The sequence below is a fragment of the Geotalea toluenoxydans JCM 15764 genome (assembly GCF_001311985.1).
Lineage (GTDB): Bacteria > Desulfobacterota > Desulfuromonadia > Geobacterales > Geobacteraceae > Geotalea > Geotalea toluenoxydans.
Genome location: NZ_BBCJ01000005.1, coordinates 134,877 through 159,932, shown reverse-complemented (window position 1 = coordinate 159,932; position 25,056 = coordinate 134,877). Strand labels below are relative to the sequence as shown.

The window sequence follows — 25,056 nt, the reverse complement described above, 5'->3', positions numbered from 1 at the left end:
ACTCCTAGAGGTCCACTGCTGTGGCGACCGAACGGACGGACGAAGTCAAGAGACACAATTAAAAGGAGCCATCACCATGGACATCGTGAAAAACGCCAAAAGCAGCTATGGCCGACAATACCGGGATAAACTGTGCTCTCCGGAAGAGGCCGCCTCCATCGTCAAATCGGGCGATGCCCTTTGTTTCCCCATCAGCGTCGGCGAGCCGACTCTTTTCGTCCGGGCGCTGGCGGCACGCAAACACGAACTGGAAGGAGTAATCGTCAATCAACAGCATCACCTCTGCCCCGACTATTTCACAAAAGACTCGGCCCCGCACATCCGGGTAAATGCCTGGTTCACCAGCCATGTATCGCGAGAGGCGGTACAGAACGGCTGGGCCGACTTCATACCCAATTATTTCCATGAAGTACCGCGGCTGTTGCGGGAATACTGGCCCATCGACGTGGCCGGGACGGTGGTGTCCCCCATGGACGAGCATGGCTACTTTACCTGCAGCTTATCGGTGGCCTACACCATGGAGGCGGTAAAAAAGGCGAAGAAGGTGGTGGTGCAGGTGAATCACCAGGCGCCACGAACCCATGGCAATTGCCATATCCATATTTCAGAAATAGACCACATCATCGAGTGCAACGAGCCCTTGGAGGAATTGACGATATCGCCATATCACCCATTGAGGAGGCCATAGGAGGCTACATAGCCGAACTGGTGGAGGATGGATCGTGTTTGCAACTGGGCTGGGGAGGCATCCCCAATTCGGTCTGTAAGGCGCTCTTGCACAAAAAGGATCTGGGGATCCATACCGAGCTCCTCTCCGACGGCATGGTGGACCTGATCCTGGCGGGCGCGGTCAACAATTCCCGCAAGCAGACCCACCTGGCAAGACGGTGGCAACCTTTGCCCTGGGAACGAGACGTCTCTATGAGTTCATGAATGAAAACCCGACCATAGAAATGCATCCGGTGGACTACGTGAACTACCCCCACAACATCGGCAAGAACGACAAGGTGGTTTCAATCAACGCAACCCTGGAGGTGGATCTCCTGGGTCAGTGTTGTTCCGAATCCTTCGGCCATCTGCAATGGAGCGGTACCGGCGGCCAGGCCGACTTCGCCCGGGGCGCAAATATATCCAATGGGGGCAAAGGCTTCATCACCACTGCCTCCACTGCTAAAAACGACACCATTTCGCGGATCGTCCCGACCCTCAAGCCGGGTGCATCGGTCACCACAGGAAAGAATGACGTGGACTACGTGGTGACCGAATTCGGGGTGGCCAAGCTCCGGGGACAGACCGCCCGGCAACGGGCGCTCAACCTGATCAGCATCGCCCATCCCGATTTTCGTGGGGAACTGACGGAGCGGCCCGCAGGATGAACAGGATCTAAATGCCTGACTGACGCGGTTAAATTCCCTTTACATCTGCACCATTTGTCGATTACTGTCGAATCAGCCGGGCTATTCGGCAAGGAAAGAATGGGGGGGAACCATGGAAGAGATCACCGGCAGTTCCTGGACCAAGTTCATCAAAAACGGCTATCGCATTTTCCTTGGCTCAGGAGTCTCCTGTCCCCACACGCTCATCGAGCAATTCCTGGAATCGGCCAAGCACTTCATGGACCTGGAGCTGGTCTACCTGCTCACCATCGGCGAGACCCCCTGGACCGATCCCAAGTACGAGCATAACCTGCGGGTCAATACCTTCTTTCTCGACCAGGGGACCAGGGATGCCGTGCGATCCGGCCGGGCCGACTACACCCCCTGTTTTCTCTCGGAGATTCCGGCGCTCTTCACGGAAGACGTGCTCCCCGTGGACGTGGCGCTCATCCAGGTAACCCCCCCCGACGCCAGGGCTATTGCTCCCTGGGCGTCGCCGTTGATATCGTCCTGGCGGCGGCCAAATCGGCCAAGTACATCATCGCCCAGATCAATGACCAAATGCCCCGCACCTTCGGCCAATGCTACCTCCATCAGGACGAGATCGCGGCATTCCTCCGGGTCTCCCAGCCCCTCCCCCAGGTGCCCGCCTTCGAGATGGACGAGGTCACCCTGCAGATCGGCAAGTACGTCTCCCTGCTCATAGAGGACGGCTGCACGCTGCAGGCGGGGATCGGCAAGATTCCCGATGCGGTGCTGCGCCGGTTGACCGGCTACAATGACTTGGGAGTCCATACGGAGATGTTCAGCGATGGGCTCTTGAACCTGTACAAGAACGGCAACATCACCAACAGGTTCAAGGGGCTCCATGAGGGGAAAACCATCGCTTCCTTCTGTTTCGGCAGCCAGAAGGTCTACGACTTCGTTGACAACAATCCCCACGTGGAGTTTCATGGCACCGCCTACGTCAACAACCCTTTGGTCATCGCCCGAAACCGCAGGATGGTTTCCATCACCAGCGCCACCCAGGTGGACCTTACGGGGCAGATCGTCTCCGATTCGGTGGCAGGGCAGTTCTACAGCGGCCTCGGCGGCCAGGTGGACTTCATCCGCGGTGCGGGCATGAGCCCGGCGGGCGTCCCATCATCGCCCTGCCTTCCACGGCAAAGAACGGCACCATCTCGCGCATCGTCTCCGTGGCCAGCCCTGGAGCAGGAGTGGGCGCCACCAGGGGTGACGTCCATTACGTGGTGACCGAATACGGCATCGCCACCCTGCGCGGCCGCAGCATCCGGGAACGGGTCATGGAGCTTATCCAGATCGCCCATCCCAGGTTCCGGGACCAGCTCCTGGACGACATGCTGAAATCCTACAAGGTGCCTGCCTACCAGCGGGACACACCCGCGCCGGTCAAGGAACTGGGGGACACGGAGGTCATCAGGCTGGAAGGGAAGGGGGAGGATTACTTTCTGCGCCCCTTGCGCCCTTCGGACCAGCGGCGTCTCCAGACCTTTTTCTATTCCCACGACAAGGCGACCCTCTTCCAGCGCTATCGCAACGAGCCGAAAAAAATGGGCACTGCCAAGGCCTACCGCCTGGTGAACACCGACCTGAGCAGGGATATGGCGTTATGCATCGTCGAGCGCCAGGGTCCCCGTGAGGTGATCCTGGCCGTGGGGCGCTACTACGTGCTGGAAGGGGGAGAAGAGGCGGAAGCGGCCTTCGTCGTCCATGAATCCATGCGCGACAAGGGATTTGCCAGCCTGCTCCTGGGAAAGCTCATCCACATCGCCCGCAGGAGAAACCTGAAGGTACTGATCGGCAATGTCCGTGCCGACAACACTTCCATGCGGCGGGTATTCGAAAAGTTCAAATTTACCGCGGCCTCTGCCGAAGATCCGTCGGAGCTGCGCTACCTGCTCAACCTGGAGGGTCATGCGGAGCCTTGAAAAGAAATTTACCAAGGGAGAAGGGCGCTTCGTGCTCTTTTCCCATCCCGACTGCCTCCTGCACCAGGTGAGGGAAGGTCACCCGGAAACTCCCGCCCGCCTGGAGAGCATCCTGCGGGGCTGCGCCGCCTTGCCCGCCTCCCTTCCCGTGTCCTTTCAGGTCCCACCCCAGGCTACCGTGGCACAACTGCAACTGGTCCATGAAGAGAAGTACCTGCTGGAGCTGGAGGCAGCCTGCCGTCGGGGGGACTCACTTTTCATGACCCCCGATAATCATATCTGCCCCGATACCTTCCGGGCGGTGCTTGCCGCCGCTGGCTGCGCCCTGGCCCTGGGGGAGACGCTGCTGGAGAAGGGGGCCGGTTTCGCCCTGGCCCGTCCGCCGGGGCACCATGCGGGCAGAAAAAGCGCCGAGGGATTCTGCTTCGTCAACCATATCGCCCTGGCCATCGAGACCATCAGGCAGCGGCAACCGGCAGCGACATTTCTCGTGGTGGATTTCGACGTCCATCACGGCAACGGCATCGACTACATCTACTACAACGATCCCAAGGTCTTTTACTACTCCCTGCACGGCACTCCCGATCATATCTATCCCCATTCGGCTATGTCCACGAAACGGGCCAGGGGCCGGGGGCGGGTTTCACCTGCAACATTACCCTGCCGCTGGATACGTCGGGGGACGAGTGGCTGCGGCAGTTCGCCCTCAACCTGGAATGTGCCGCCCATAAAATCCGCCCCGACTACGTGCTGGTGGGGGCCGGGTTCGATGCCCATCGCCAGGACCCCTTCGGGGTCATGAACGTGGAGGACCGGCACTTTCTCCGGGCGGTGCGCCTCATCCATGAAACGGCGCGAAACCACTGCGGAGGGAAAGCCGGTTTCTTCCTGGAAGGAGGCTATTCTACCGCCGTCCTTGAGCGGCTGGTGCCGGAAATCATCACCATCCTTGCCAGCGGGGCTGATTCCCCCTTCTGTCCCCCCTGATTTTCACTCACCTGTATCTTTTTCTTTTCCAGCTTTACCATCGTGGCAGCCTTCCTTCTGCCAAAATTCATGCTGATCAGCGCCGATCTGCCGCTGGGAATTACCCCCCCCTTTAAGAAAGAGGGGGCAGGGGGGATTTTCAATGTCCCTCAAAGGCAAATCCCCCTGAATCCCCCTTTGCCAAAGGGGGACCGGAAGATTGACGCTCATCCGCAAATCCGTTGGCCTCTCTAAATCCCCCAAATAAGGCCTTGCAGCACCGGCCCTGCCGGTAATGTAGTCATAGGGGGACATGTCTTCTTATGCTACGCCCGGAAAGGGCCGCCTGGTGTGAGGTAAGGGTGAAATGTCTCTGTGTGGCTACAGTATACAATTCATAATACAAGGTATTATATCTGTGCAGTGCAAAAATATATTTAAAATCACATAGTTTGCTTATGGTGCTAGTTGTATAAATTTGGCATAAACAGTGTAATAAAAAACTGTTATATGAAATGCAATACCCTCGGCCAAACGACAAAGGAGTGATTCCATGGCAGACGACAAACAATTTACTTATGATATTTCAATGTTCCGGGACACCTTCGAAAACGACTTTACCTATCTCAACGGTTTTCTCCGGAATACCCACCGCTATGCCGACCGCACCGCGCTCACCTGTTACCTGCGCAACCGGCAGTGGACCTACCGGGGGCTCAATGAGGACTGCAACCGTCTCGCCCACGCCCTCAGAAACGACGGCGTCGGCAAGACCGATATCGTCATGTACCAGTTGTACAATTGCGCCGAGTGGGTCTTCATCTACCTGGCGCCCCAGAAGATCGGCGCCATCAACTGCCCTATCAACTTTCGCCTCTCCTATGGGGAGACCGCGACGATCATCGACGACAGCAAGCCCAAAGTCTTTTTCTATGACGGCGCCGATGGGGAGATGGCCGAAAAGGCGCTCAATGCCGCTCAGCACAAACCGAAAACGGTGGTCATGGTGGATATCTTCGGCACGGCCAAGCCCTTTGCCGGCGCAATTTCCTATGAAGATTACGTGCGCGACCAGCCCCACACGAACCCGGACATTCCCCGTCCCACCCATATCTACGACGAAGTGACGCGCCTCTACACTTCCGGCACCACCGGGCGGCCCAAGGGGGTGCCCTTGAACAACATCAACGAGATCTTCAGCGCCCACGACGTCATCATGCACTTTCCCCTCTCTCCCAGGGACAAGACCCTGAACATGACCCCATGGTTCCACCGGGGCGGGCTCTACTCGGGGGGGCCGAACCCCACCCTCTACGTGGGGGGAGAACTGGTACCCCTGCGCCATTTCGATGCGGCAACGGTCATGGGGCTGGCTGAGGAGCATGGCCTCAGCTTCCTTGTCGGCGCGCCGGTTACCCTGTCGGCACTGGCCGACGAACAGCAGAAAAACCGCCGGGACCTGAGCCGACTGAAGGGGATCGTCACCATGGGAGCCCCCCTGGAGCGGGCAGCCTGTATCAGGTTTCAGGAGGTGCTGACCCCCAATATCTTCAATGGCTACGGTAGCACGGAGGCGTTCTGGAACACCTTCCTGCGCCCCTACGACCTGCCGGACATGGCCGGATCGGCCGGTCGATCCTGCACCGACGACGACATGGCGGTGGTCAGGGTATACCCGGACCGGCTGGCGGAACCGGACGACCACGTGGCGAAGGACGGTAACGAGGTGGGGGAGGTGATCGTCCGGGCTGCAGGCAAGTGTTCGTTCAGCTATGTGAACCGTCCGGAGGACGCCAAGGCGAAGTTCTACAAGGGATGGCTCTATATCGGCGACCTCTGCACCTGGAACGAGGAGGAGTTCATGACCGTAGTCGGCAGAAAAGACGACATGTTCATCTCCGGCGGTGAAAACATCCATCCGGTTCAGGTGGAAGCAGTGCTTAACGAGCATCCCGAAGTGACGAACAGCCTGGTGGTGGGTATGCCGGATCCAAAGTGGGGGCAAGTGGTGGTTGCATACGTAATAAAATCTGGTGAGATGCTTACCGCTAAAGGACTGGATGAATATTGCCTGCAACACCCGATGCTGGCCAATTACAAGAGACCGCGATACTACCGCTTCGTCGATGCCTTGCCGATGACAGCAACAGGCAAGCTGCTCCACTACAAGGCGAAGGTGCAAGTGCAGGAGGATTCCCAGGCCGGGCTGTTCGAGAAGGTTTGACGCAGATTTTTTGTACGAGGCATTGCCGATGTCCGTAACGCCTCGCCGACCACTGTGCCATGCCATCGGTCGTTTCTGCCCGTCTGATAAGGGCCAGCCGGGGATGAAGTCAAAATAGCAGCATGGGCCGGATTGTGGAAAAATGGCAACCCCAATGGTGGGTTAGATGTCGGCAAGTATTGACACGTTAGGTTGCTAAACTACAATTTTCATATGGATCAAGGTCCTGCTTTTCCGGCACTTACAAGAGGTAGTCCCAAGCTCTTTCTCGGAGAGGGCTAAAGGAGGCCGATCATGAAAGAAAGCGAGAAGGAAAGTGTGAAGGACAGGGCAGAAGGCAAATACCATCAGATGAAGGGCAGCCTCAAGGAAGCTGCAGGCAAGGCATTGAACAAGCCGGGCACAACGCTGAAAGGGAAAGCTGAAAAGACAGCCGGCAAGGTACAGGAAAAAGTGGGTAGGGCAGAGAGGAGCTCTCATAAATAAGGACTATGTATCTCTTCATTCAATTACTGAGCGAGTCTCACAAATGTGGGACTCGTGCTTTTTTCTGCTGATGGAACTGAAGTCAAAGGACTTCAGCTCAAATATCTTGATCTTTATTCGAAATGTGATATTAGAGACAATACCTGAAAGGGAGTAGCTGGTACTGACGTACCTGGCCTTGTCGTTGGCTGAGGCCAATTAGCGAGACTCTCGGCATCACCCTGGGGTGTGCTGATCGTCTCGCTTTTTCGTTCAAAATTCAGAGGGCAAATTCATGCAAAGATATACCACAATCAGCTATCTGCTGGCCGTCAGCGCCGTATTGCTCGTTCTGCGCTTTCACCTGTTGCCTGCTGTGTTCGCAGGCCTGGCAGTCTACGTACTGACATTGAAGCTCGCCGGTCATCTCCCGAAAAACATGAACCGTTTTGCCCACAAGGTGGCTCTGGGGGTTGTGGTAATCTGCGTCATAACCTGTCTTACCAGCGCCGGGGCTGCAATCTGGTCCTTCGTGGGCAGCAGTCATGGCATCGCTGCCCTGCTTGCCACGGTTGTGGATACCCTTGACAGCCTGCGTCGAACGCTTCCCGACTCCGTGGCCGAGGTGCTGCCGACGACAATTGAGGGGCTGAATGAGCAGCTTGTCGAGATACTGCGTAATCATGTCCAAAAAATATCCGTGGTAGGAATGGAGGGTATCAAGGTATTTGCCCACGTTCTCCTGGGAATGGTGGTCGGCGGAATGGCTGCAGTACATCATTTCATTGAACACGAAAAGTCGCCGCCATTTATCGGAGCCTTGCGATCCAGATTGGGAAAACTTGCGACAGCCTTCGACAAGGTTGTTTTTGCCCAAGTCAAGATTTCCGGCCTCAATTCAATTTTCACTGCCCTTTACCTGCTTGTGGTGCTGCCGCTTTTCGGTGTTCACCTGCCAATGGCATCACTGCTGGTTCTGCTTACCTTTGCCGTCGGCATGCTTCCCGTGGTGGGCAATCTCATATCAAACACGGTTATTGTTGTCATAAGTCTCGGAGTATCGCCACTGGTAGGGATTGCCTCCCTGGTTTTCCTGGTGCTGATCCATAAAGCCGAGTATTTCATGACGCCCGGATCGTAGGCCATGAAGTACAGGCAACAGCATGGGAATTGTTGTGCGCAATGCTGCTGCTGGAGGCGGTGTTCGGTGTTGTCGGCCTGGTGGCAGCGCCGGTTGTCTATGCCTGGTTAAAGGCTGAGGTCAAGGAAAGGGGAATGATATGAGGACAACTATCATTTTCTGTTACTCGTGCTTAAGCAGGAAAAATATACAAAATTAAGAGAGGATCAAAAGCATGAGAGTTAACTTCTGCAAACTTTTACCCTGTGTTGCCTTTGCCGGTGTCATGTCTATGGCTGTCTCCTTCAGTAGTGCTACGGCGGCCGACACACCCACGCCGGCCCCTGCTCTGTATGAACAACTTGAGGTGTTTCACGGGCATGTTTGTGCCGGATCACTCTTTGGTGCGCGGCTTGGTTTTGCGGCTAAAGAAGCACTCAAAGCAGCAGGCGGCACTGGTAAATTCAAGTCCAATTATTATGACCTGTCCTGCCCGGTGGACGGTATCCAGGTCGGCGCCGGCACCACATACGGCAATAAAGCGCTGGTGGTGCAGGACCGGGATGAACACCGGCTTGTTTTGACAGCCGAGGGTAACGGGCTGACGGCTGAGGCGCGGCTGACCCGAAAGGCGGAAGAAATGGGGCTGCGGACTCGCGATTTGGGGAAAAAGGCCAAGGCCCTTGGGGCAGGCTCACCTGATCGACAAAAGCTGGAGCAGGAAATCGAGGACATTTATATATGGCTTAAGACTGCCCCTGCTGGCGAAGTGGTCAAGGTCACCATGCTGAACAGGAAATTAAAACGCTGATGTTCATCTGCAGCAGCACCAGCGGCTGCCCAAATGGACTGGAGGTATAAGAATGGAGAGAGTCGTTTATGTAATAGGGCATCGCAACCCCGACACCGATTCCGTTGCCTCGGCCATTGCCTATGCAGCACTGAAGGTGCGCCAGGGAATGGAAAACGTAGTTGCAGCCATGGCGGGACCGCCAAACCACCAGACCCGGTTTGTCCTGGAGAAACTGGGTATTCCGGAACCGGTGTACCTGCCGGATGTGCATCCAAAAGTTCGCGATATTCTGCAACGTCAACCGATTACCCTGTCCCCCTTGGATAGTGTCTATGAGTCACTGGAAAAATTCCATCGACACCAGGTAAGAAGTCTTCCGGTGCTCGATTCTCAAGGCGTGCCACAGGGAGTAATCTCGCTGCTCAAGCTTTCAGAATCACTTCTTCTTCCTTGTCCGGAACAGCAGAGGCTGATCACGACCACCCTTGCAGCGCTCACCAGAACCCTTGGCGGGAACCTGATTGCCGGAACTACCGATGATGCGCCCTTGAGCCTGAAACTTTTCGTCGGCGCCATGCACGAGGAATCGTTTTCGGAAAGAATCGGCGGCATAAACCCGGAGCAGCTGCTTGTCATTACCGGCAATCTCCGCAGCATCCAGGAGGCAGCCATCGAGAAAAAAGGTCCGGATGCTGGTGATAACGGGAGGCCACCCCGTTGATCCCGACGTTCTTGACTATGCCCGCCGGCAAGGAGTGGGGGTGCTGATCACGCCACATGACACGGCGACGGCAGCCTGGTTGACCAGGCTGTCAACTCCGGTTTCCCTTGTTGCCGAGGGAAAGGTCGTTACCATCGGCACAGGAGAGCCACTCTACAAGCTGCGTCAGAAACTGCTGGTTTCAGGTGAGGCGGCAGTCTTTGCCGTGGAAGAGGGGGGAACTCTCGCCGGTGTAGCCACCAAGTCCTCCCTGTTGGCGCCACTCCCCTTTGCCTTGATTCTGGTAGACCACAATGAAACAGGCCAGGCTGTGCCCGGGGCCGACGCAGTGGAGATTATCGAGGTCATTGATCACCATAAACTGGGAAACAGCCATAGTGACACTCCCATCCCCTTTTTTACGGCTCCGGTCGGCAGTACCTGTACGTTGGTGGCAATGCGCTATCGAGACAGCGGACTGGAGCCCGATCGGCACATGGCCTCCCTGCTTCTGGCAGGCATCCTTTCCGACACGGTCATCTTCAAGTCACCGACAACAACTGCACTTGACCGTGAAGTAGCAAGATGGCTTGAAAGCGTGGCCAAGCTCGATGCCAGCGCGTTTGGCAATGAGATCTTTGCCGCAAGCAGTTCCCTCCGGGCGTATCCTTCTGCCAGAGATGCCGTTACCGCCGACTTCAAGATTTTCAGTCAGGAGGGAAAAACCATTGGCATCGGCCAGGTGGAGGTGGTCGGCTTTCAGGATTTTTACGAGATGAAGGCGGACTTGCTGACTGCCCTGACGGAACTGAGGCTGAAGGATGATCTGTTTTTTGCCGGATTGATGGTCACCGACATCACAACCGAGAGCTCATTGTTTCTCGTGGAGGGGTATACGAGAATCGCCCATTTCATGAACTATCCCCAATTGGAGCCGCACCTTTTTGAATTGAAAGGGGTGATGTCCCGCAAGAAACAGATGGTCCCCCATCTGTTGAGGATTCTTGCGAAACAATAGTGAAATTTCTGCCGGTTTTTCCCCCATTCCCCATCATCCACAACAACTGTGGATAAATAACCTGCAGCTGTGGATAAAGGTCAAAAAGTATACGTTTCATCAGGCACTTTTACATTATGCACAAGAGATAGGCATGGGGCGTAACTGGTTGAAATAGCGTGTCAATGCGAATAATGTGAATGAAATGTTATTTTTTGTAATGAGTTGTCGGGCGATGGAAAAAAGGATGGAAAGTCCTGTGTATAACTATAGAAAAATCAGTAAAGTAGGGGCATAAAAAGGAAAAAATGAACAAGGTGTAACCTTGTAAAGAAAGTGTTGAAACAGCAGTAGCCCGGTGTAATGGTTACGAACTGCCCAAAAATCGAGATTCGCCATATTGTTGCAATTTCACTCCACGCTAACTCCCCACCCCTGATTATACCTGTTAAAGCTTTACCATCCTCTTAGTGCCGTTTGGTACGGGTGTGTTAAAATTATCTTAGAAAATCGGTTCTTATTTAAAATAACCGGAGGGTCGTTCCTGACCCGGTTCCAGGAGGTACACCATGTCTGAGATGACAGGACGACACTTTATGGACCGGAAGATGCTGGTAACGGCAGCAGCTGCCGGTCTGGTGGCAACGGCTTTCACGGGCGTGGCCGACCGGCTTTTGGACCGCCTGGTCAGCGACGAGCAGAAGAAGCGCGATCGCATGGTAAGAAAGGGGACTGCCCACGAAATGGCCGGACCCTATTTTGCGGAAAAGATGACCGGCAGGGAATTGGACGAAAAAGGGAAGAAGCGGGCGAAGACAACCTTCAGCATCGCCTATTCCCTCGTCTGGGGAGCTGCATATGGCATAATCCGGAAGAAGTACCCGCAGCTTTCACGCTATGCCGGGTTACCTTTTGCCGTTCCGTTCTTCTTTGCCTGTGATGGCCTACTGGCGCCGCTTTTTGGCGTTTCACCGAATCTCAAAAAAGTGCCGTGGCAGCCAAGTGCGAAGGAAATGGCGAATCATGTGGCGTGGACTGCCACAGCGGAGATGGTACACCGGGCGGCGGCGAGATAACGTCATTCAGAAGGAGATTTTGTCATGGCACGAACAAGAGATATTCTGAATCGGGAACTTCCCCCATGGCTTAATGCGGTACTTGTTTTCGGCACCCTTGCCACGGTTGTCTATTTCGAGATCAAACGCCCGTTGCGCAAAATGCGCCAGGACAAGGTCACCCGCAACGCCAGGAACGTCTTCATGTCCTGGACGACGGCAGCGACCATTGCGCTGACGGAAAAGCCGGTAACGGCACCCCTGTCCCGGGCGGTGGAGCGCTATGCTTCGGATTGCTCAAACTTCGCCGGCTGCCGGTATGGGCTGATCTCCTTCTTTCCGTGGTGCTCCTGGACTACACGCTCTACATCTGGCACTACCTGACCCACAAGGTGCCGTTCCTCTGGAGATTCCATCTGGCCCACCATGTGGATATGGACCTGGATGCCTCGACGGCGCTCCGCTTCCATGCGGGAGAGATGCTCCTCTCGGTACCGTGGCGGGCGACGCAGGTGGCTGTCCTGGGCATTTCTCCGCTGGGACTTGCCCTTTGGCAGACACTGACTCTGATGGAAATCATGTTTCACCATTCCAACGTGCGGCTATCTTACCCTGTGGAACGGCGACTGTGCCGCCTGATCGTCACTCCCCGCATGCACGGCATCCATCATTCCGTGGTACAGAAGGAAACCGATTCCAACTGGTCGACTATCTTCAGTTGGCCGGACTATTTCCATGGCACCATTCGGTTGAACGTTCCCCAGGACAAGATCATCACTGGTGTCGCCGCTTACCAGAACCCGGCAGAACTGACAGTAGGGAAGATAATGAAGCTGCCCTTTACCGTCGACCGTCCGAGCTGGGTGGTCCCCCAACGCGGCCGGCCTCAACGGGAAGGACTGACCGATCCGGCGACCGGTTTGCTGCCTGAGGGGCTGTATCGGCGTCAATCACCAATGCCCCGCTGGAAATTCCTCCGGCCCGACCTGCGCAAGCCGGCAAGAAAGAGGTTTATCCATAGGCCCCAAAGACCTGGCCATCGTCACGATTGTTGTGGATGACTTCATTTCTTTTGACTTAGGTCAATGGTCACAAAGAAAGGAGCGTCTATGATCCTGTTACCATTTAAGCTCCGGTGGCAGTGCGATCTGACCCTCTTTTAAAGACTTGTCCATTGAAAGGATGTTTATCCATGGGATTCATTACCCGCAGTAGTTTTCAGCTCAGCCTGATCTTTCTCCTCATGATTCCCATGCCGGCACTGGCCATCTCTGCCATTACCTGCCATTGTTTCACCGATCGTTCCTATGATCCGGCACGCCCGACGGTAGCCGACCCCTATCTCCTGGCCACGACCCAGAACTCTTTTTTTGCTGCAGCATTCGGCGTGGACAAAAAAACCATCGTGATGAAGAAGCAGAAAGGAACGTCTGCCGACGACCTGTGGATAGCCTACTGGTTCGCGGCCAGATCAGGAGCAGACCCCGAAGCGCTATTGCAGGAGCGCCAAACAAAAGGCTCGTGGCGGCTGGTGGCGACACCATTGACTATTCCTGACAGATCATTGGGGGGCAGGGTTGCCGAGGCGCTCAAGACCAATGCCCCTGACGAGAGGCTGGCAGGCACGGTGGTCGACCAATTGTTGCTGCGCTTCCGTTTTCATGGCGAAGCTGAATTGGCGGCACTGCGCAAGGCCGGCGCCGGGAATCAGGAACTGGTGTTATCCGGTCTGATCGCGGCAAAAACCCACCAGCCGGCAATGCAGCTTTACCGTGATGTGAAAAAGGGTGCCACGAGCTGGGGGGCGCTTCTGCAGCAGGCAAAAATAAATAACTCGGAGATCCAGTCCGAGGTCACGGCGCTGGTCATGGCCACCAACGGTTCCAGAGCCAAAAAGGAATAACCGGTGATAACCGCAAGTGAAATAGTCGCAACGGCAGCCATCTGGAGTCTGACGGCGATTGGTGGGTTCTTCGGCATCCGTCGCACACTGCGCAGCATGAAAGCGCGACATTCTGGCAAAGAACAGCCCTTCCATTAACAGCAGGACGGATCGGTAGCTCAGAATATGGTAGCAGTTACCATTGATACAAAGGAGAATGATCATGACTGGATCAACGTTTGGATTGATAAAGGCCCTTAGAGCCATGACTATGGTCGCAGCAATGATGTTTGGGGGCTATAGCCTTGTCTCTGCCCACTGCGATACCATGGATGGCCCGGTTGTGCAGGATGCGCGCAAAGCATTGGCCGCCGGAGATGTCACACCGGTACTCAAATGGGTGCAGGTAAAGGATGAGAAAAGTATAAAAGCCGCCTTCAATAAGGCACTTGCCGCCCAGGGAAAGAAACAGCAACAAGCCGAAGAAAAGAGGTTTTTCGAATCGCTGGTGCGCATCCATCGAGCCGGAGAGGGAGCACCTTTCACCGGACTTAAACCTGCAGGCGAAGTGGAACCGGTTATAGCCGAGGCTGACAAGCGCTGGCTGGTGGGTCTCCCGATGGACTTGTCGGAATGGTCAACGATGCCGTAAGCCAGGGCATCCGCCAGCGTTACGAAAAAGCCGCCGAAGCATCGAAGCATAAGGATGAGAGCGTCCAGAAGGGGCGCGAATATGTGGCGGCCTATGTGGAATACACCCACTACCTGGAGCGGCTGCACATGACTGTCGAAGGGCATGCGGCCCATGGCAATGATGCCGCTGACAAGAAACATGGCGCCCCAAAGCACAAGCACGGCCATTGATGGAATGCCAAGGCTGAAGTTCTAGAGCAGCCAATCGGGGGACTCTTCCGTATAAACGCATTTCCGGTATGGTTTTGACCTACGGGATATTGTCACTCGCTTACCTTCGGAAACCGCACCATGCCGAACCAGAAATCCTGAATCACCTGGACTATCCTATAAGTTTGGTCCAGCTCCATCGGCTTGGTGATGTAGCAGTTGGCGTGGGAATCGTAGCTCTTTTTCACGTCTTCTTCCGATTCCGAGGTGGTCAGCACAATAACCGGTATGGCTTTCAGGTTGGGATCACCTTTCACTTCTTCCAGCACTGCCCGCCCGTCTTTTTTCGGCAGATTAAGATCCAGCAGAATAATGTCCGGCCGTGGGGCGTTTTCGTAACTTCCCTTCCTGTGGAGAAATTCCATGGCCTCCAGGCCATTGGCTACCACATTGACCTTGTTGCGATAACTGCTCTCCTGAAACACCTCCTGCATCAGGAAAGCATCCGCTTCATTGTCTTCCACAAGCAATATTTCCACGATCTTCATCTGGTCCTCCACGGGCAGGAATAGTGAAATAAAAGGTCGATCCTTCGTCAAGCCGGGATTCAACCCAGATTCTTCCCCCATGCAACTCAACTATCTTGCGGCAGATGGCAAGCCCGATACCGGTGCCGGGATGCTCAGACCGGGCATGCAGCCGTTGAAAGATGACGAATATCTTGTCGAAGTAAAGGGGTTCTATGCCGACACCGTTGTCACTGACGCTGAAACACCAAGCATCTGCGAGGCGCTCTGCAAAGATGCGGATCTGAGGCACCACATCGCTTTTCCCGAACTTCACGGCATTGCAGAGCAGATTTTGCAGAAGCTGCACCAATTGTCCCTTATTGCCATGGACTTCAGGCATGGCATCCAAAACAATGACGGCGTGGGTTTCCTCTATCAACTGCCGCAGGTTGTCCATGGCCTCTTCGGCAATGGCCAACATGGAGACCGGCTTGAATTCCCTTGCCGCCACCCCCAGCTCGGAATAGGCCAACAGGTCGTTGACCAGTGCATGTATGCGATTGGCTCCCTCCATGGCAAACTGGATATAGGTGTTGGCCCTCTCGTCGATATGATCTTTATACTTGCGGGAAAAGAGGTCCATGTACCTGGTCACGTTGCGGAGCGGCTCCTGCAAGTCATGGGATGCCACATAGGCGAATTGTTGCAGCTCACGGTTTGTCAGCTCAAGGGTTTTAACGGTCTCCTTCAAGTCTTCTTCGGCTCTTTTCCTCTCGGAAATGTCGCGAACTATCTTGGAAACTCCTACAATCCTTCCGACAGCATTCCTGATGGGAGACATTGAAAGAAAAACAAAGATCCTCTTTCCCTGTTTGGTGAGGCGCATTGTCTCGAAGTGGTCCTGAATACCCTGCTTCATTTTGCGGGTCATTTCCTCAAGCTCGCCGGCTAATTCCGGTGGGACAACCAGGGAGATATGTTTGCCGATAATTTCATCGCTTGAATATCCATAGAGTTTCTCCGCCCCTTGGTTCCAGGTCTGGACGATGCCGTTCAGGTCTTCGCTGAAAACTGCGTCTTCAGCTCCCTGGACAATGGCTGCAAGACGGGCCATGGCTTCTTCCGCCCGTTTGCGCTCGGTTATTTCCACCACATAAGTCCCTACAGCTACAGGCTTTTCTGTTGAAGCGAATACCGGATAGAATCCTGTAAGCCAATGGCGGATAATACCAGGTTCTTTGGGGGTCTCACCTGAAATTTCCGTCTCCACTGCTTCACCTGAGTCGAACACCTGGTCAAGAATAGGGTCAACTATCCGTGCATTGACCGGGAGAACCTCCCCGATGGTTTTCCCCAGGATTTGCTCCTCGGATATGCCGTTTATCTGGCAGAGGGCCTTGTTCACCCGCAGATACCGGTGCTGGTTATCAAAGAAGGCGAAGCCGATAGGAGCATGTCTAAGGAGGGACTCAAGTTCCGCTGTCCTTGACCGCAAAGCTTCTGCAGCCCGTTCACGGTCGCTCATATCATGGAAAAAAACGGCGATGCCGTCCACATAAGGGTGAACATAGACATCCAGTAATTTGCCGTAGCACTGGTAGTATTCCTCGAAATGTACCGACCTGTTTTCTTCCATGGCCGAGCGGTAGGCGTTCTCGATGCGAGAGCCAGGCATTTGTGGTGCTATTTCCCAGTAAGTCTGCCCGATCAGCTGTTCCGCCTTCAATCCGGAAAGCTCCTCCGCCTTGCGGTTGAAGTAGGTAACGCGCCATTCGCGATCTATGGCGATGAATCCGTCGGAGGTGCTGTCCAGAATCCTCCGATCCGTTCCTTGGCGCTCTTGAGATCGTCAATGTCGGTTGATGTGCCGTACCACCTGATGATGTTCCCCGCAGGGTCACGCACGGGAACGGCCCGGCACAGATACCAGCGGTAGATGCCGTCATGTCGCCTGAAGCGATGTTCGATCTGGTACTGGTTACCGGTCTGCATCGCCTCTCGCCAGATAGTTTCCGTTGCGGCACGGTCTTCGGGATGGATGCAGGAGGAATCGTAGTATGTTTCCAGCCCGGTAAACTCTTTAAAGATCTTGTTCACATAATCAACCGTGCCGTCAGGCTTGGCAGTCCAGACAAAGCTGGGCATGGAATCGGCAATGAGGCGGAACCTCTCCTCGCCGGCAAAAGAAGCCTCCTTCAGCCGCTTCGAGTACCTGATGATCAGCAGGTAAAGAAGTGCTGCTGAAAGTAAAACAAACGCTTCACCCTTATAGAAAGAGAGACTTTCCCTGAGCTGCGGGTCGATATTCACGAACAGCAGCCTGTCGGAGGTGTATATCCAAAGGGTGCTGAAAATGATATAGATCGACACGATCAGCAAGACCTGGATCTGCTCTGACTTACAGAGTATACATTTCATACGATGATGGTCCTAAAGACATCATTCTTGTATGGGTGACCATTAACTTAAATTGTATCACATGTGTCTGGAGGCGATTCAGGACAGGTGACGGGAAAAGGGGGGCTGGTAGGACCGCACGGCGGGCGGCAATTTTTCCTGGAGTGGCACAGGAGTGGAAAAGGGGTGTTACACTTTAAAATATCGACCATACATTATGCACGGGCCGGTTCAGGGAGATACCCGATAAATGGGAAAGGGGAGGCGACATGCGCGAATGGAATGCGGTCGTTACTGTTCATGAGGGTGGATTTACCGAGCACGGCGACTTCTCGAACAACACGGCCCCGTTGCCAAGTCCGATTTTTTCAATATTCTGCTTATGCGAGCTACCGATCCTTTCCAGGTTCTGGCAGCCCTCCATGGGCAGCTTGCCGACAACCGGGCCATTGCCACCTGCATTTCCCGATTCATGCCCATGGAACGGCTGTTCACATTCCAGTCAGCGGCAGAGTTCGAGCAGCGCTGCCGTCATGAGGTGCTTTCCTTTATCCCCCGCCTGGCAGATTCCAGGTTTCATGTGCGCATGCACCGGCGCGGTTTCAAGGGGAAGCTCTCCAGCATGGATGAGGAACGCTTTCTCGATGAATTTCTTCTGCAGCAGCTTGCCGAAGCCGGCACCAGCGGCAAGATTACCTTCGATGATCCCGATGTGGTCATTGCCCTGGAAACGGTGGGGACCCAGGGAGGACTTTCCCTTTTCACCAGGGAGCAACTGGCACAATTTCCCCTTTTGCATCTGGACTGACCTTGTCACCACATCACAATGTTTTTAATTTCTGGCTTCGGCAAAATGTAGTATAAAGATGCCCTCCCGATAATGTTGCCGGCGGTAAAGGATATTCATGCTTGAAAATTTAACCATTATTCTTCTCTGTCAACTCATCGGCGAGGTCATCACCAGGATGGCCAAGCTGCCGGTTCCCGGCCCTGTGCTCGGCATGGTGATTCTCTTCAGCGGGCTGATGATACGCAACAAAATGCCCAAGGAACTGGAATCGGTGGGAGGTTTTCTGCTCCGTTACCTGTCGCTGCTATTCGTTCCGGCGGGGGTCGGGGTCATTACCAATCTGGACCTGCTGGTCAAATCCTTGGCTCCCATTGCCGGCGCCATCATCATCGGGACCATGGTTACCATTGCCGTGACCGGTCTCGTCATGCAGTACCTGAACCGCCGGCAGAACGTCCGCAGGGAGACCCGGTCATGAATGGGGATATGCGAGAACTATGGGTTTACCTGTCGACAACGCCGCTGCTCTGGCTGACTTTGACTCTCATCGCTTATCAGCTGGGGGGCTGGCTGTTTCGCCGTTTCGGCTCACCTCCTTTACTCAATCCGGTGCTGACAGCGGTTGTATTTCTGGTCCTCTTGCTCAAGACTAGCGGAACAGACTACCAGACCTATTTTCGGGGCGCCCAATTCATCCATTTTCTTCTCGGGCCAGCCACCGTTGCCCTGGCGATCCCCTTGTACCGGGAGGTTCATGCCGTAAAAAGCGCCTTTCTGCCCATTGCGCTGGCCTTGCTCATCGGCGCTCTTACCGGCATTTTCAGTGCCGTTGGCATCGGCTGGCTCCTGGGAGGGGAGAAGGCCATTCTCCTGACGCTGGCTCCCAAATCGGTTACCACCCCCATTGCCATGGGTATTTCGGAGAAGATCGGCGGCCTGCCTTCCCTGACTGCAGTGGTGGTGGTATTGACCGGTATTGCCGGGGCGGTGATCGGTGACGTTGTCCTCAACAAGATGAGGATCAAGGACGAAATGGCCCGCGGCATGGCACTGGGTGTGGTTTCCCACGGCATCGGCACTGCCCATGCCATCCAGAGGGGGAGGGTGGCAGGTGCGTTCTCGGCCCTGGCCATGGCCCTGAACGGATTGCTGACGGCCATTATTCTGCCGTTCATTGCCCCTTTTTTGCGTTGAGATTCTGTGATGGGATACAAAGGCCAGGCAGGAAATGGAGAAACTGAAAAAATGAATCTGGTGCTGATCGGTTATCGGGGAACGGGTAAAAGTCTGGTTTCGAAGCTGCTGGCGGAGCGCCTGCACATGTCGCTTTTCAGTACCGATGAGGAAGTGGTGAGAATGGTGGCATGCCCATTTCCGAGATAGTTGCCAGGCTCGGCTGGGCCGGGTTTCGTGATATTGAATCCGAAGCGGCGCGGCAGTTGGGCGCTCTGGACAATGCCGTCATCGACACCGGCGGCGGGATCATCGAGCGCAGTGAAAATGTGGATGCTCTGGCGGGAAATGCCCGCATCATCTGGCTCAAAGCTTCCGTCGACACCATCGTCGCCCGCATTGAAACCGACACCGAACGCCCTGCCCTGACCGAGGGAAAAACCTTTACCGAGGAAGTTGCGGAAATCCTCCAGCGGAGAAATCCCATCTACCAGAGGACTGCTCACTACACCATCGATACCGACAGCCTCACGCCAGAGCAGATTGCCGACCAAGTCCTGTCCTTCTGGAGCAACCGGTGAACCGGCTGTGAGATCGCTGTGTTCCTAGGAGTCTGTCGGACTTAGAATGAATCGGCTGCGAAAATGGCAAATCGGTCCGGATCTCCGTAAATTTTCGACAAATAGGTCCACTATTCGCTCTCAAATTTCCAAATATCCGTCCTCGATTTTCCATTCCCTCGCTTCGATCCCTAAGTCCGACAGACTCCTAGGGGATTGATTTCTTGACTATATCCGAAAACGTGGATATAGTTTCGCCATGGAAAAGATAGCTGTCGTTTTTCAATCCCTCGACGATGTAACCCGCCTCCGCATTCTGGCCCTCCTTCTCAAGGAAGGTGAATTGTGCGTCTGCGACCTTGTAGCGGTTTTACAACTTCCCCAGTCCACGGTATCCAGACATTTATCCCTTTTAAAAAATTCGGGCTGGCTGACAGACCGGCGTCATGGGCTGTGGATTTATTATTCCATCAGCCGCTCCCTGGCCCCTGTCCAGCAATTCCTCGTTCCGGTTCTGGTGAACTTCGTCTCCTCATCCCAGACGGCAAAGGACGATCTGGACCGCCTGGAGAACCTGAGCCGGGGGAACTGCTGCGCCTGATAAATCCATTGCAACGGATATAGCGTCTTGTTTTTGAATAATATTTTACGGAGGAGCAGAAGATGACTGAACATGTGTCGAAGAAACTCTCATTCCTTGACCGCTGGCTGACGGTATGGATTTTTGCCGCCATGATCGCCGGGGTAGGGATCGGCTATCTGGTGCCCGGAGTGGAGTCATTCATCAACGGTTTCCAGGTGGGAACGACCAATCTCCCCATTGCCGCGGGGCTGATCCTGATGATGTATCCACCCTTTGCCAAGGTGAAGTATGAAGAGATGCCCGAGGTGTTTCGCAACAAGAAGGTGCTCGGTCTTTCCCTGGTGCAGAACTGGCTGATCGGGCCGGTGCTCATGTTCGTGCTGGCGGTGGTTTTCCTGCCTGACAAGCCCGAGTACATGGTAGGCCTGATCATGATCGGCCTGGCCAGATGCATCGCCATGGTCATCGTCTGGAACGAGCTGGCCAAGGGGAATACTGAATATGCCGCCGGCCTCGTCGCCTTCAACAGCATCTTCCAGGTGCTCTTCTACAGCGTCTATGCCTGGTTCTTCATTACCATCCTGCCGCCGATGATCGGTCTCTCCGGCAGTGTGGTCCAGGTGAGCATCCGCCAGATTGCCGAGAGTGTCTTTATCTACCTGGGTATTCCCTGTATCGCCGGCGCCCTGACCAGGCTGATCGGCGTCAAGGTGATGGGTAAGGAGCGCTACCACCGTGAGTTCGTGCCAAAGATCAGCCCCATTACCCTGATTGCACTGCTCTTCACCATCGTCGTCATGTTCAGCCTCAAGGGGAAGCTGATCGTGGAAATCCCCACCGATGTCCTGCGCATCGCCGTGCCGCTCCTTATCTATTTCGTGGTGATGTTCCTGGTCTCTTTCTGGATGGGCAAGAGGATGGGCGCCGATTACAGCAAAACGACAACCCTGGCCTTCACCGCCGCCAGCAACAACTTCGAGCTGGCCATTGCCGTGGCCGTGGCGGTCTTCGGCATCAATTCCGGCGCCGCCTTTGCCGCCGTCATCGGCCCACTGGTGGAAGTGCCGGTGATGATCGCCCTGGTCAATGTGGCGTTCTGGTTCCAGCGGCGGATGTTTGCCTGATGTCGATGCCAGGATAATTCTGTACGAAAAGCCCGCAACTTCGCGGGCTTTTTTTTGTCTTCTCATTTGGATAAATTTAATAGGAAAGAATTGTGCGTCATGATAGAAGCTTAAATATTTCTACTGCGACCCTTGCCAGGACGATATTCTGTATTGGTTTGGTCCACTTGAAAAAGTTCCATTTTTATTGTAGATTTTGGTACAATATTTTGTACGAAAAAAATACAATTTTTTGTATAAAAGGTTACAAATGGAACAGAGGCTTACTAGAGACGAGCTTTTTGGGGTTTTGGAAGAGTGGAACTACTACATCAAGCGAAACGTTCACCTTATTGCTTGTGGCGGAACGGCGATGACGTTGCTTGGGGTCAAGATGTCGACGCGGGACGTAGATTTCATGGCGCCAGATCTTAAGGAACACAAGTATCTCACAGAAATCATTAAGAAGCTTGGATACAGACAGGAAACACAGCACGGGTGGCAACGTCCTGGCGAGCCATTCAGGTTCGACATTTTTCGCGGAAACTATGTTCACACAACAGGACTGCTTGAATCGCCGCTAGACGAGGGAAACCACACTCTTATCAGAAAGTACTCCAAGCTATATATCGGTGTATTAAACGATTATGACTTAATTTGCAGCAAGCTTATGCGCGGAGACAGAGTGGATTATGACGATTCCATAATGCTGACTGCGGCTCATGTCGCAAGTCTAGACATAGATAAGTTGGTAGAACGCTACAACGAAATGATCCTCTATGATGTGGCCGAGGCAAGACTAAGGCCAAACATTACGTACTTCTTGGAGATGTTACAAGAAAGGGGTCTGTATGAAAGCAAATGAACTTATAAATAATCTGTCAAAGCTTGGCCTGCCCATGTTTGAGCCTAGTGAAGAAGTTAACGTCAAAGAGACATTAGCAGAGGTAGTAAAGAGTCATGATGTCAGGCTCTGGGAGACCTTCCCTGTCTTACTAGCAAACGCCTCTGAAATTGCTGATGTTGATTTTAAAGCTATTCTTGATTTACTGCCAGACAAACAGTCAAAAATCAACTTAAAATATTTACTTATAATGTCGTGGGCGCTTTATTCTTTATATAATCTAAAATTTCCTTGGTATAACAAGTATAAGAGTTATATAAGCAATGATGACAAAAGCCAGATTAAAACATGGAAAAACTATATCGCTCACGATGATGTAATTTCTTGGAATGACAATAAGATAAACCCTGTTCGTCTAAAAAAAAGTTTTGACCTATATTTCAAGCAAGAATTAGCCACAACCAAATCACAGATTCAAAGACATGAAGATTTTTCATTGGCATACTCACTGTCCCAACTGTTTTCTCCAAAACAAATTGATATCCTGAATAAAAAAAGCAAAGGGCTGCCATTATCAAAAACTGAACAAGAATATTATTCAAGATCGATCAAAAAAAAGGTGGTTGCTTTGGCAAACTCTGAGTTACATACCCTTGCCAAAAAGATTCTGCACCAATAATTACTGACATCTGCTTAAATAGTATTTATTCAGATCCTGCTAGTTTTAAGTATTTTGTAAAACCTGACCGAATCGATAGCGAAACTTTTGATGTGACAGATAAATTTTTAGTGTGGCCAGTGATTCATAATCTGGGTAAATTATGCAAGACAGCAAGCCAAAAAATATCGAACAGCCTGCTATCCGTGAATTGCAAACCAATGTCATTGGTCTTCCCGCACCGCTGCAGGGCGACCTCCGACGACAAGCTGTGGATTCCATATCCGGGAACATCTATCAAGCCTGGTGGTCAATCGATGCATGGCTGCGGCTGCCAGGTGCGGACGAAGTCGTCTACCTAGAGGGATCAGAAGATTTTGACTTTGTCAAAAAGACTCCGCTGTCGCAGTTCAAGTCAAGCGCAACATGGGGACAATTTCCTTAGGTTCCGCCAAGGCGCATGAGGCCCTTGAAAATTTTTGGTCTCTGTCCTGCAAAGAATATAATCGCCATGTTGAATTTCACTTTCTCACAACCAGTTCTGTTGCCATGGAACGGGACGGCAATTTCGGTGGACTCAAGGGGATTGAGGCTTGGCGCGCGGCACAGACAAATATTGATTTAGCTGCTGACGTGGCAAAATATATTGTTACGAAGCTGGCTGGCCATAGCCAACTACGGTCGTTTCTAAGCACCGCAGAAGCTACGCAAATCCAAGAACGTCTTCTAAGAAAGTTTCACTGGCTAACGGACCAGCCCGACATCAACACTGTCAAAAAGAGCGTCGATGACAGAATTGCCGTCCTTTTAAGCAATCAGCAACGCCCTATGTCCTTGATACCGAATATTCGGAAGTATCTAGAATCTCGTTTTTGGGAGATAATTCAAGAGCGTTCCTCTTCCAGCAGGTGCTTAACCCGTGGCGAACTATTGCGTCAAGTTGAAGAGGCGACCACGGCTTACATGCCAGTACCGTTAGAACAGTTGCCTGAACTACTTAATAACGCTAGGCCAGGATGGGGTTTGCTCCACCTGTTGCTTCAAAAGCCAACCAAACCTCCAGAACCTCTTTTACGGAGGCCTGAACTCACGCAGCGTCTTGAAGAATTGGTCAAGCATCGTAAAGTGGTGTTGCTGACCGGAACAGTTCACAAAGGCAAGACTACCAGCGCTCAGCTTGTTTCTTCAACTCTGTGCCCTAATGCCTGGTGGGTTAAATTAACCGGGTTAACATCCACCCAAGTCGATCATGTTTTTTTTGCGCTGGCTGGTCGAATCGAAAGCGGAGACTGTCCAGGGCTTGTTGTTATTGACGACCTTGACATTAGCCCTGTGGCTCATGGTGTATACCGAGACTCCTTGGCACTAGTTTTACACCGAGCCACTACAACCGGGCGAGGCGTCATTCTTACAGCACAGGGAGGTTCGAGCGAGTCAGTTGTTGTACAGGATTTCAACAACGTCGAGATTCTCGATGTGCCCGAGTTGTCCACCGACGAAACTAAGGCTTTATGCATCGAGCATGGCTGTCCTCAAGATATTGCCACGTTTTGGGGTACATTCATTACTGGATTAACGAGAGGTCATCCGAAGCTCGTCCAGGTTCGGTTGGCCGAACTTGCTGCCCGTAACTGGCCTAAACCCACTGCAGATGACCTCGTGACGCCATCTGTTGCTGTGACATCAACTCGCCAAATGGCTCGGCAGATGCTCTCCAATTCTTCACCAGCTCCGGTTGCTGAATTTGTCTATTTGGTTTCCGAGTGTTCAGTGCCAATACATAGATCAGTTGGTATCCGACTGACACAGAAAATTAAGGGCTTAACTAACGGTGGTGATGTTATCGATAATCTTGTCGGGAAATGGCTTGAGCGACTAGACAGCCATTATTTTCGAGCTACTGCGCTGCTCAGCGGTGCCGCAAAGGATGTATGGTCCCCAGAGAAGATCAAGTGGGCGCATATCTGCCTGCACGACACCATCCTAGCCAAGCACACACTTGACCCTTCCGAGGCTGCTGCACTCCTTTACCACGCATATTTTGGAGGTGACCCAAGACGCTAGCACGC

27 protein-coding genes and 4 pseudogenes are annotated in these 25,056 nt (G+C 53.5%); 27 read left to right on the top strand and 4 right to left on the bottom strand.

Features of this window, described 5'->3' with window-relative positions; genetic code table 11:
- The first annotated feature begins 76 nt into the window (after window positions 1-76).
- The 5 genes and pseudogenes from JCM15764_RS04740 (at window position 77) to JCM15764_RS27850 (ending at window position 4,312) form a co-directional block, all read left to right on the top strand.
- Window positions 77-1,387: pseudogene (locus tag JCM15764_RS04740) on the top strand (succinyl-CoA:cyclohexane-1-carboxylate CoA transferase).
- A 101-nt stretch (window positions 1,388-1,488) separates the two neighbouring features.
- Window positions 1,489-2,082, top strand: a complete 594-nt coding sequence (locus tag JCM15764_RS21860; protein WP_243688365.1) for a sugar phosphate isomerase family — start codon at window positions 1,489-1,491, stop codon at window positions 2,080-2,082.
- Window positions 2,034-2,674, top strand: a pseudogene (locus JCM15764_RS21855) (acetyl-CoA hydrolase/transferase family protein); the annotation flags it as partial. The gene JCM15764_RS21860 and the pseudogene JCM15764_RS21855, both read left to right, overlap by 49 nt.
- Before the next feature lie 6 nt (window positions 2,675-2,680).
- Entirely contained in the window at window positions 2,681-3,325 is a 645-nt protein-coding gene (locus JCM15764_RS21850) for a GNAT family N-acetyltransferase (RefSeq protein ID WP_369412249.1), read from the top strand.
- Window positions 3,312-4,312: pseudogene (locus JCM15764_RS27850) on the top strand (histone deacetylase family protein). The gene JCM15764_RS21850 and the pseudogene JCM15764_RS27850 overlap by 14 nt, the downstream one beginning before the upstream one ends.
- Window positions 4,313-4,315: 3 nt before the next feature.
- On the opposite strand, the gene JCM15764_RS21835 reads toward JCM15764_RS27850, so the two are convergent.
- Window positions 4,316-4,465: a hypothetical protein gene (locus tag JCM15764_RS21835; RefSeq protein ID WP_243688363.1), complete on the bottom strand. Its 150-nt coding sequence runs from the start codon at window positions 4,463-4,465 to the stop codon at window positions 4,316-4,318.
- A 379-nt stretch (window positions 4,466-4,844) separates the two neighbouring features.
- Here JCM15764_RS21835 and JCM15764_RS04720 point away from each other — a divergent pair, with 379 nt between their 5' ends.
- The 11 genes and pseudogenes from JCM15764_RS04720 (at window position 4,845) to JCM15764_RS27835 (ending at window position 14,391) form a co-directional block, all read left to right on the top strand.
- Window positions 4,845-6,515, top strand: coding sequence for a class I adenylate-forming enzyme family protein (locus JCM15764_RS04720; RefSeq protein ID WP_054693123.1), 1,671 nt, complete (start codon window positions 4,845-4,847; stop codon window positions 6,513-6,515).
- 294 nt (window positions 6,516-6,809) lie between these two features.
- Window positions 6,810-7,001, top strand: coding sequence for a CsbD family protein (locus JCM15764_RS04715; RefSeq protein ID WP_054693120.1), 192 nt, complete (start codon window positions 6,810-6,812; stop codon window positions 6,999-7,001).
- 274 nt (window positions 7,002-7,275) lie between these two features.
- On the top strand, window positions 7,276-8,121 hold the full coding sequence (locus tag JCM15764_RS04710; RefSeq protein WP_243688362.1) for an AI-2E family transporter: 846 nt from the start codon (window positions 7,276-7,278) through the stop codon (window positions 8,119-8,121).
- Between the two features lie 214 nt (window positions 8,122-8,335).
- Window positions 8,336-8,911 (top strand): formylmethanofuran dehydrogenase subunit E family protein, encoded by a 576-nt coding sequence (locus tag JCM15764_RS04705; protein ID WP_054693117.1) that lies wholly within the window; start codon window positions 8,336-8,338, stop codon window positions 8,909-8,911.
- Between the two features lie 52 nt (window positions 8,912-8,963).
- Window positions 8,964-9,614: a CBS domain-containing protein gene (locus JCM15764_RS27845; protein ID WP_369412246.1), complete on the top strand. Its 651-nt coding sequence runs from the start codon at window positions 8,964-8,966 to the stop codon at window positions 9,612-9,614.
- A complete protein-coding gene (locus JCM15764_RS27840; RefSeq protein ID WP_369412245.1) occupies window positions 9,583-10,611 on the top strand; it encodes a putative manganese-dependent inorganic diphosphatase in 1,029 nt (342 codons plus the stop codon). Before JCM15764_RS27845 ends, JCM15764_RS27840 begins: the two co-directional genes overlap by 32 nt.
- Before the next feature lie 548 nt (window positions 10,612-11,159).
- Entirely contained in the window at window positions 11,160-11,666 is a 507-nt protein-coding gene (locus tag JCM15764_RS04695) for a DUF1440 domain-containing protein (RefSeq protein WP_243688361.1), read from the top strand.
- A 24-nt stretch (window positions 11,667-11,690) separates the two neighbouring features.
- Window positions 11,691-12,029, top strand: coding sequence for a hypothetical protein (locus tag JCM15764_RS21830; protein WP_243688360.1), 339 nt, complete (start codon window positions 11,691-11,693; stop codon window positions 12,027-12,029).
- Window positions 11,939-12,706 (top strand): sterol desaturase family protein, encoded by a 768-nt coding sequence (locus JCM15764_RS21825; RefSeq protein WP_243688359.1) that lies wholly within the window; start codon window positions 11,939-11,941, stop codon window positions 12,704-12,706. Before JCM15764_RS21830 ends, JCM15764_RS21825 begins: the two co-directional genes overlap by 91 nt.
- A gap of 131 nt (window positions 12,707-12,837) precedes the next feature.
- Window positions 12,838-13,548 (top strand): hypothetical protein, encoded by a 711-nt coding sequence (locus tag JCM15764_RS04685; RefSeq protein ID WP_054693111.1) that lies wholly within the window; start codon window positions 12,838-12,840, stop codon window positions 13,546-13,548.
- A 196-nt stretch (window positions 13,549-13,744) separates the two neighbouring features.
- Window positions 13,745-14,391, top strand: a pseudogene (locus JCM15764_RS27835) (DUF6448 family protein).
- Between the two features lie 92 nt (window positions 14,392-14,483).
- On the opposite strand, the gene JCM15764_RS04675 reads toward JCM15764_RS27835, so the two are convergent.
- From JCM15764_RS04675 to JCM15764_RS04665, 3 genes are read right to left on the bottom strand one after another with little or no spacing between them, the layout of a single operon-like run.
- Window positions 14,484-14,918, bottom strand: a complete 435-nt coding sequence (locus JCM15764_RS04675; RefSeq protein WP_243688358.1) for a response regulator — start codon at window positions 14,916-14,918, stop codon at window positions 14,484-14,486.
- Window positions 14,881-16,662, bottom strand: a complete 1,782-nt coding sequence (locus tag JCM15764_RS04670) for a PAS domain S-box protein (RefSeq protein ID WP_243688372.1) — start codon at window positions 16,660-16,662, stop codon at window positions 14,881-14,883. The genes JCM15764_RS04675 and JCM15764_RS04670 overlap by 38 nt, the downstream gene beginning before the upstream one ends.
- On the bottom strand, window positions 16,659-17,249 hold the full coding sequence (locus JCM15764_RS04665) for a PAS domain-containing protein (RefSeq protein ID WP_243688371.1): 591 nt from the start codon (window positions 17,247-17,249) through the stop codon (window positions 16,659-16,661). The genes JCM15764_RS04670 and JCM15764_RS04665 overlap by 4 nt, the downstream gene beginning before the upstream one ends.
- A gap of 409 nt (window positions 17,250-17,658) precedes the next feature.
- Between JCM15764_RS04665 and JCM15764_RS04660 the strand changes: the two genes are divergently transcribed.
- The 11 genes from JCM15764_RS04660 (at window position 17,659) to JCM15764_RS04610 (ending at window position 25,051) form a co-directional block, all read left to right on the top strand.
- On the top strand, window positions 17,659-18,084 hold the full coding sequence (locus JCM15764_RS04660; RefSeq protein WP_054693098.1) for a THUMP domain-containing protein: 426 nt from the start codon (window positions 17,659-17,661) through the stop codon (window positions 18,082-18,084).
- A gap of 97 nt (window positions 18,085-18,181) precedes the next feature.
- Complete coding sequence (locus JCM15764_RS04655; protein WP_054693095.1) at window positions 18,182-18,544, top strand: CidA/LrgA family protein; 363 nt, start codon at window positions 18,182-18,184, stop codon at window positions 18,542-18,544.
- Complete coding sequence (locus JCM15764_RS04650; protein WP_054693092.1) at window positions 18,541-19,260, top strand: LrgB family protein; 720 nt, start codon at window positions 18,541-18,543, stop codon at window positions 19,258-19,260. The genes JCM15764_RS04655 and JCM15764_RS04650 overlap by 4 nt, the downstream gene beginning before the upstream one ends.
- A 6-nt stretch (window positions 19,261-19,266) precedes the next feature.
- Entirely contained in the window at window positions 19,267-19,449 is a 183-nt protein-coding gene (locus tag JCM15764_RS04645; RefSeq protein WP_243688357.1) for a nucleoside/nucleotide kinase family protein, read from the top strand.
- Complete coding sequence (locus JCM15764_RS04640) at window positions 19,431-19,820, top strand: shikimate kinase (RefSeq protein ID WP_054693086.1); 390 nt, start codon at window positions 19,431-19,433, stop codon at window positions 19,818-19,820. The genes JCM15764_RS04645 and JCM15764_RS04640 overlap by 19 nt, the downstream gene beginning before the upstream one ends.
- A gap of 238 nt (window positions 19,821-20,058) precedes the next feature.
- On the top strand, window positions 20,059-20,400 hold the full coding sequence (locus tag JCM15764_RS04635; RefSeq protein WP_054693084.1) for an ArsR/SmtB family transcription factor: 342 nt from the start codon (window positions 20,059-20,061) through the stop codon (window positions 20,398-20,400).
- Between the two features lie 62 nt (window positions 20,401-20,462).
- Window positions 20,463-21,506 (top strand): ACR3 family arsenite efflux transporter, encoded by a 1,044-nt coding sequence (arsB, locus tag JCM15764_RS04630; protein ID WP_054693081.1) that lies wholly within the window; start codon window positions 20,463-20,465, stop codon window positions 21,504-21,506.
- Window positions 21,507-21,756: 250 nt separating this feature from the next.
- Window positions 21,757-22,350: a DUF6036 family nucleotidyltransferase gene (locus JCM15764_RS04625; RefSeq protein WP_054693079.1), complete on the top strand. Its 594-nt coding sequence runs from the start codon at window positions 21,757-21,759 to the stop codon at window positions 22,348-22,350.
- Entirely contained in the window at window positions 22,337-23,008 is a 672-nt protein-coding gene (locus tag JCM15764_RS04620) for a hypothetical protein (RefSeq protein ID WP_054693076.1), read from the top strand. The genes JCM15764_RS04625 and JCM15764_RS04620 overlap by 14 nt, the downstream gene beginning before the upstream one ends.
- A 142-nt stretch (window positions 23,009-23,150) precedes the next feature.
- Window positions 23,151-23,432 (top strand): hypothetical protein, encoded by a 282-nt coding sequence (locus tag JCM15764_RS04615; RefSeq protein ID WP_054693073.1) that lies wholly within the window; start codon window positions 23,151-23,153, stop codon window positions 23,430-23,432.
- Window positions 23,414-25,051 (top strand): hypothetical protein, encoded by a 1,638-nt coding sequence (locus JCM15764_RS04610; protein ID WP_243688356.1) that lies wholly within the window; start codon window positions 23,414-23,416, stop codon window positions 25,049-25,051. The genes JCM15764_RS04615 and JCM15764_RS04610 overlap by 19 nt, the downstream gene beginning before the upstream one ends.
- Window positions 25,052-25,056 lie beyond the last annotated feature (5 nt).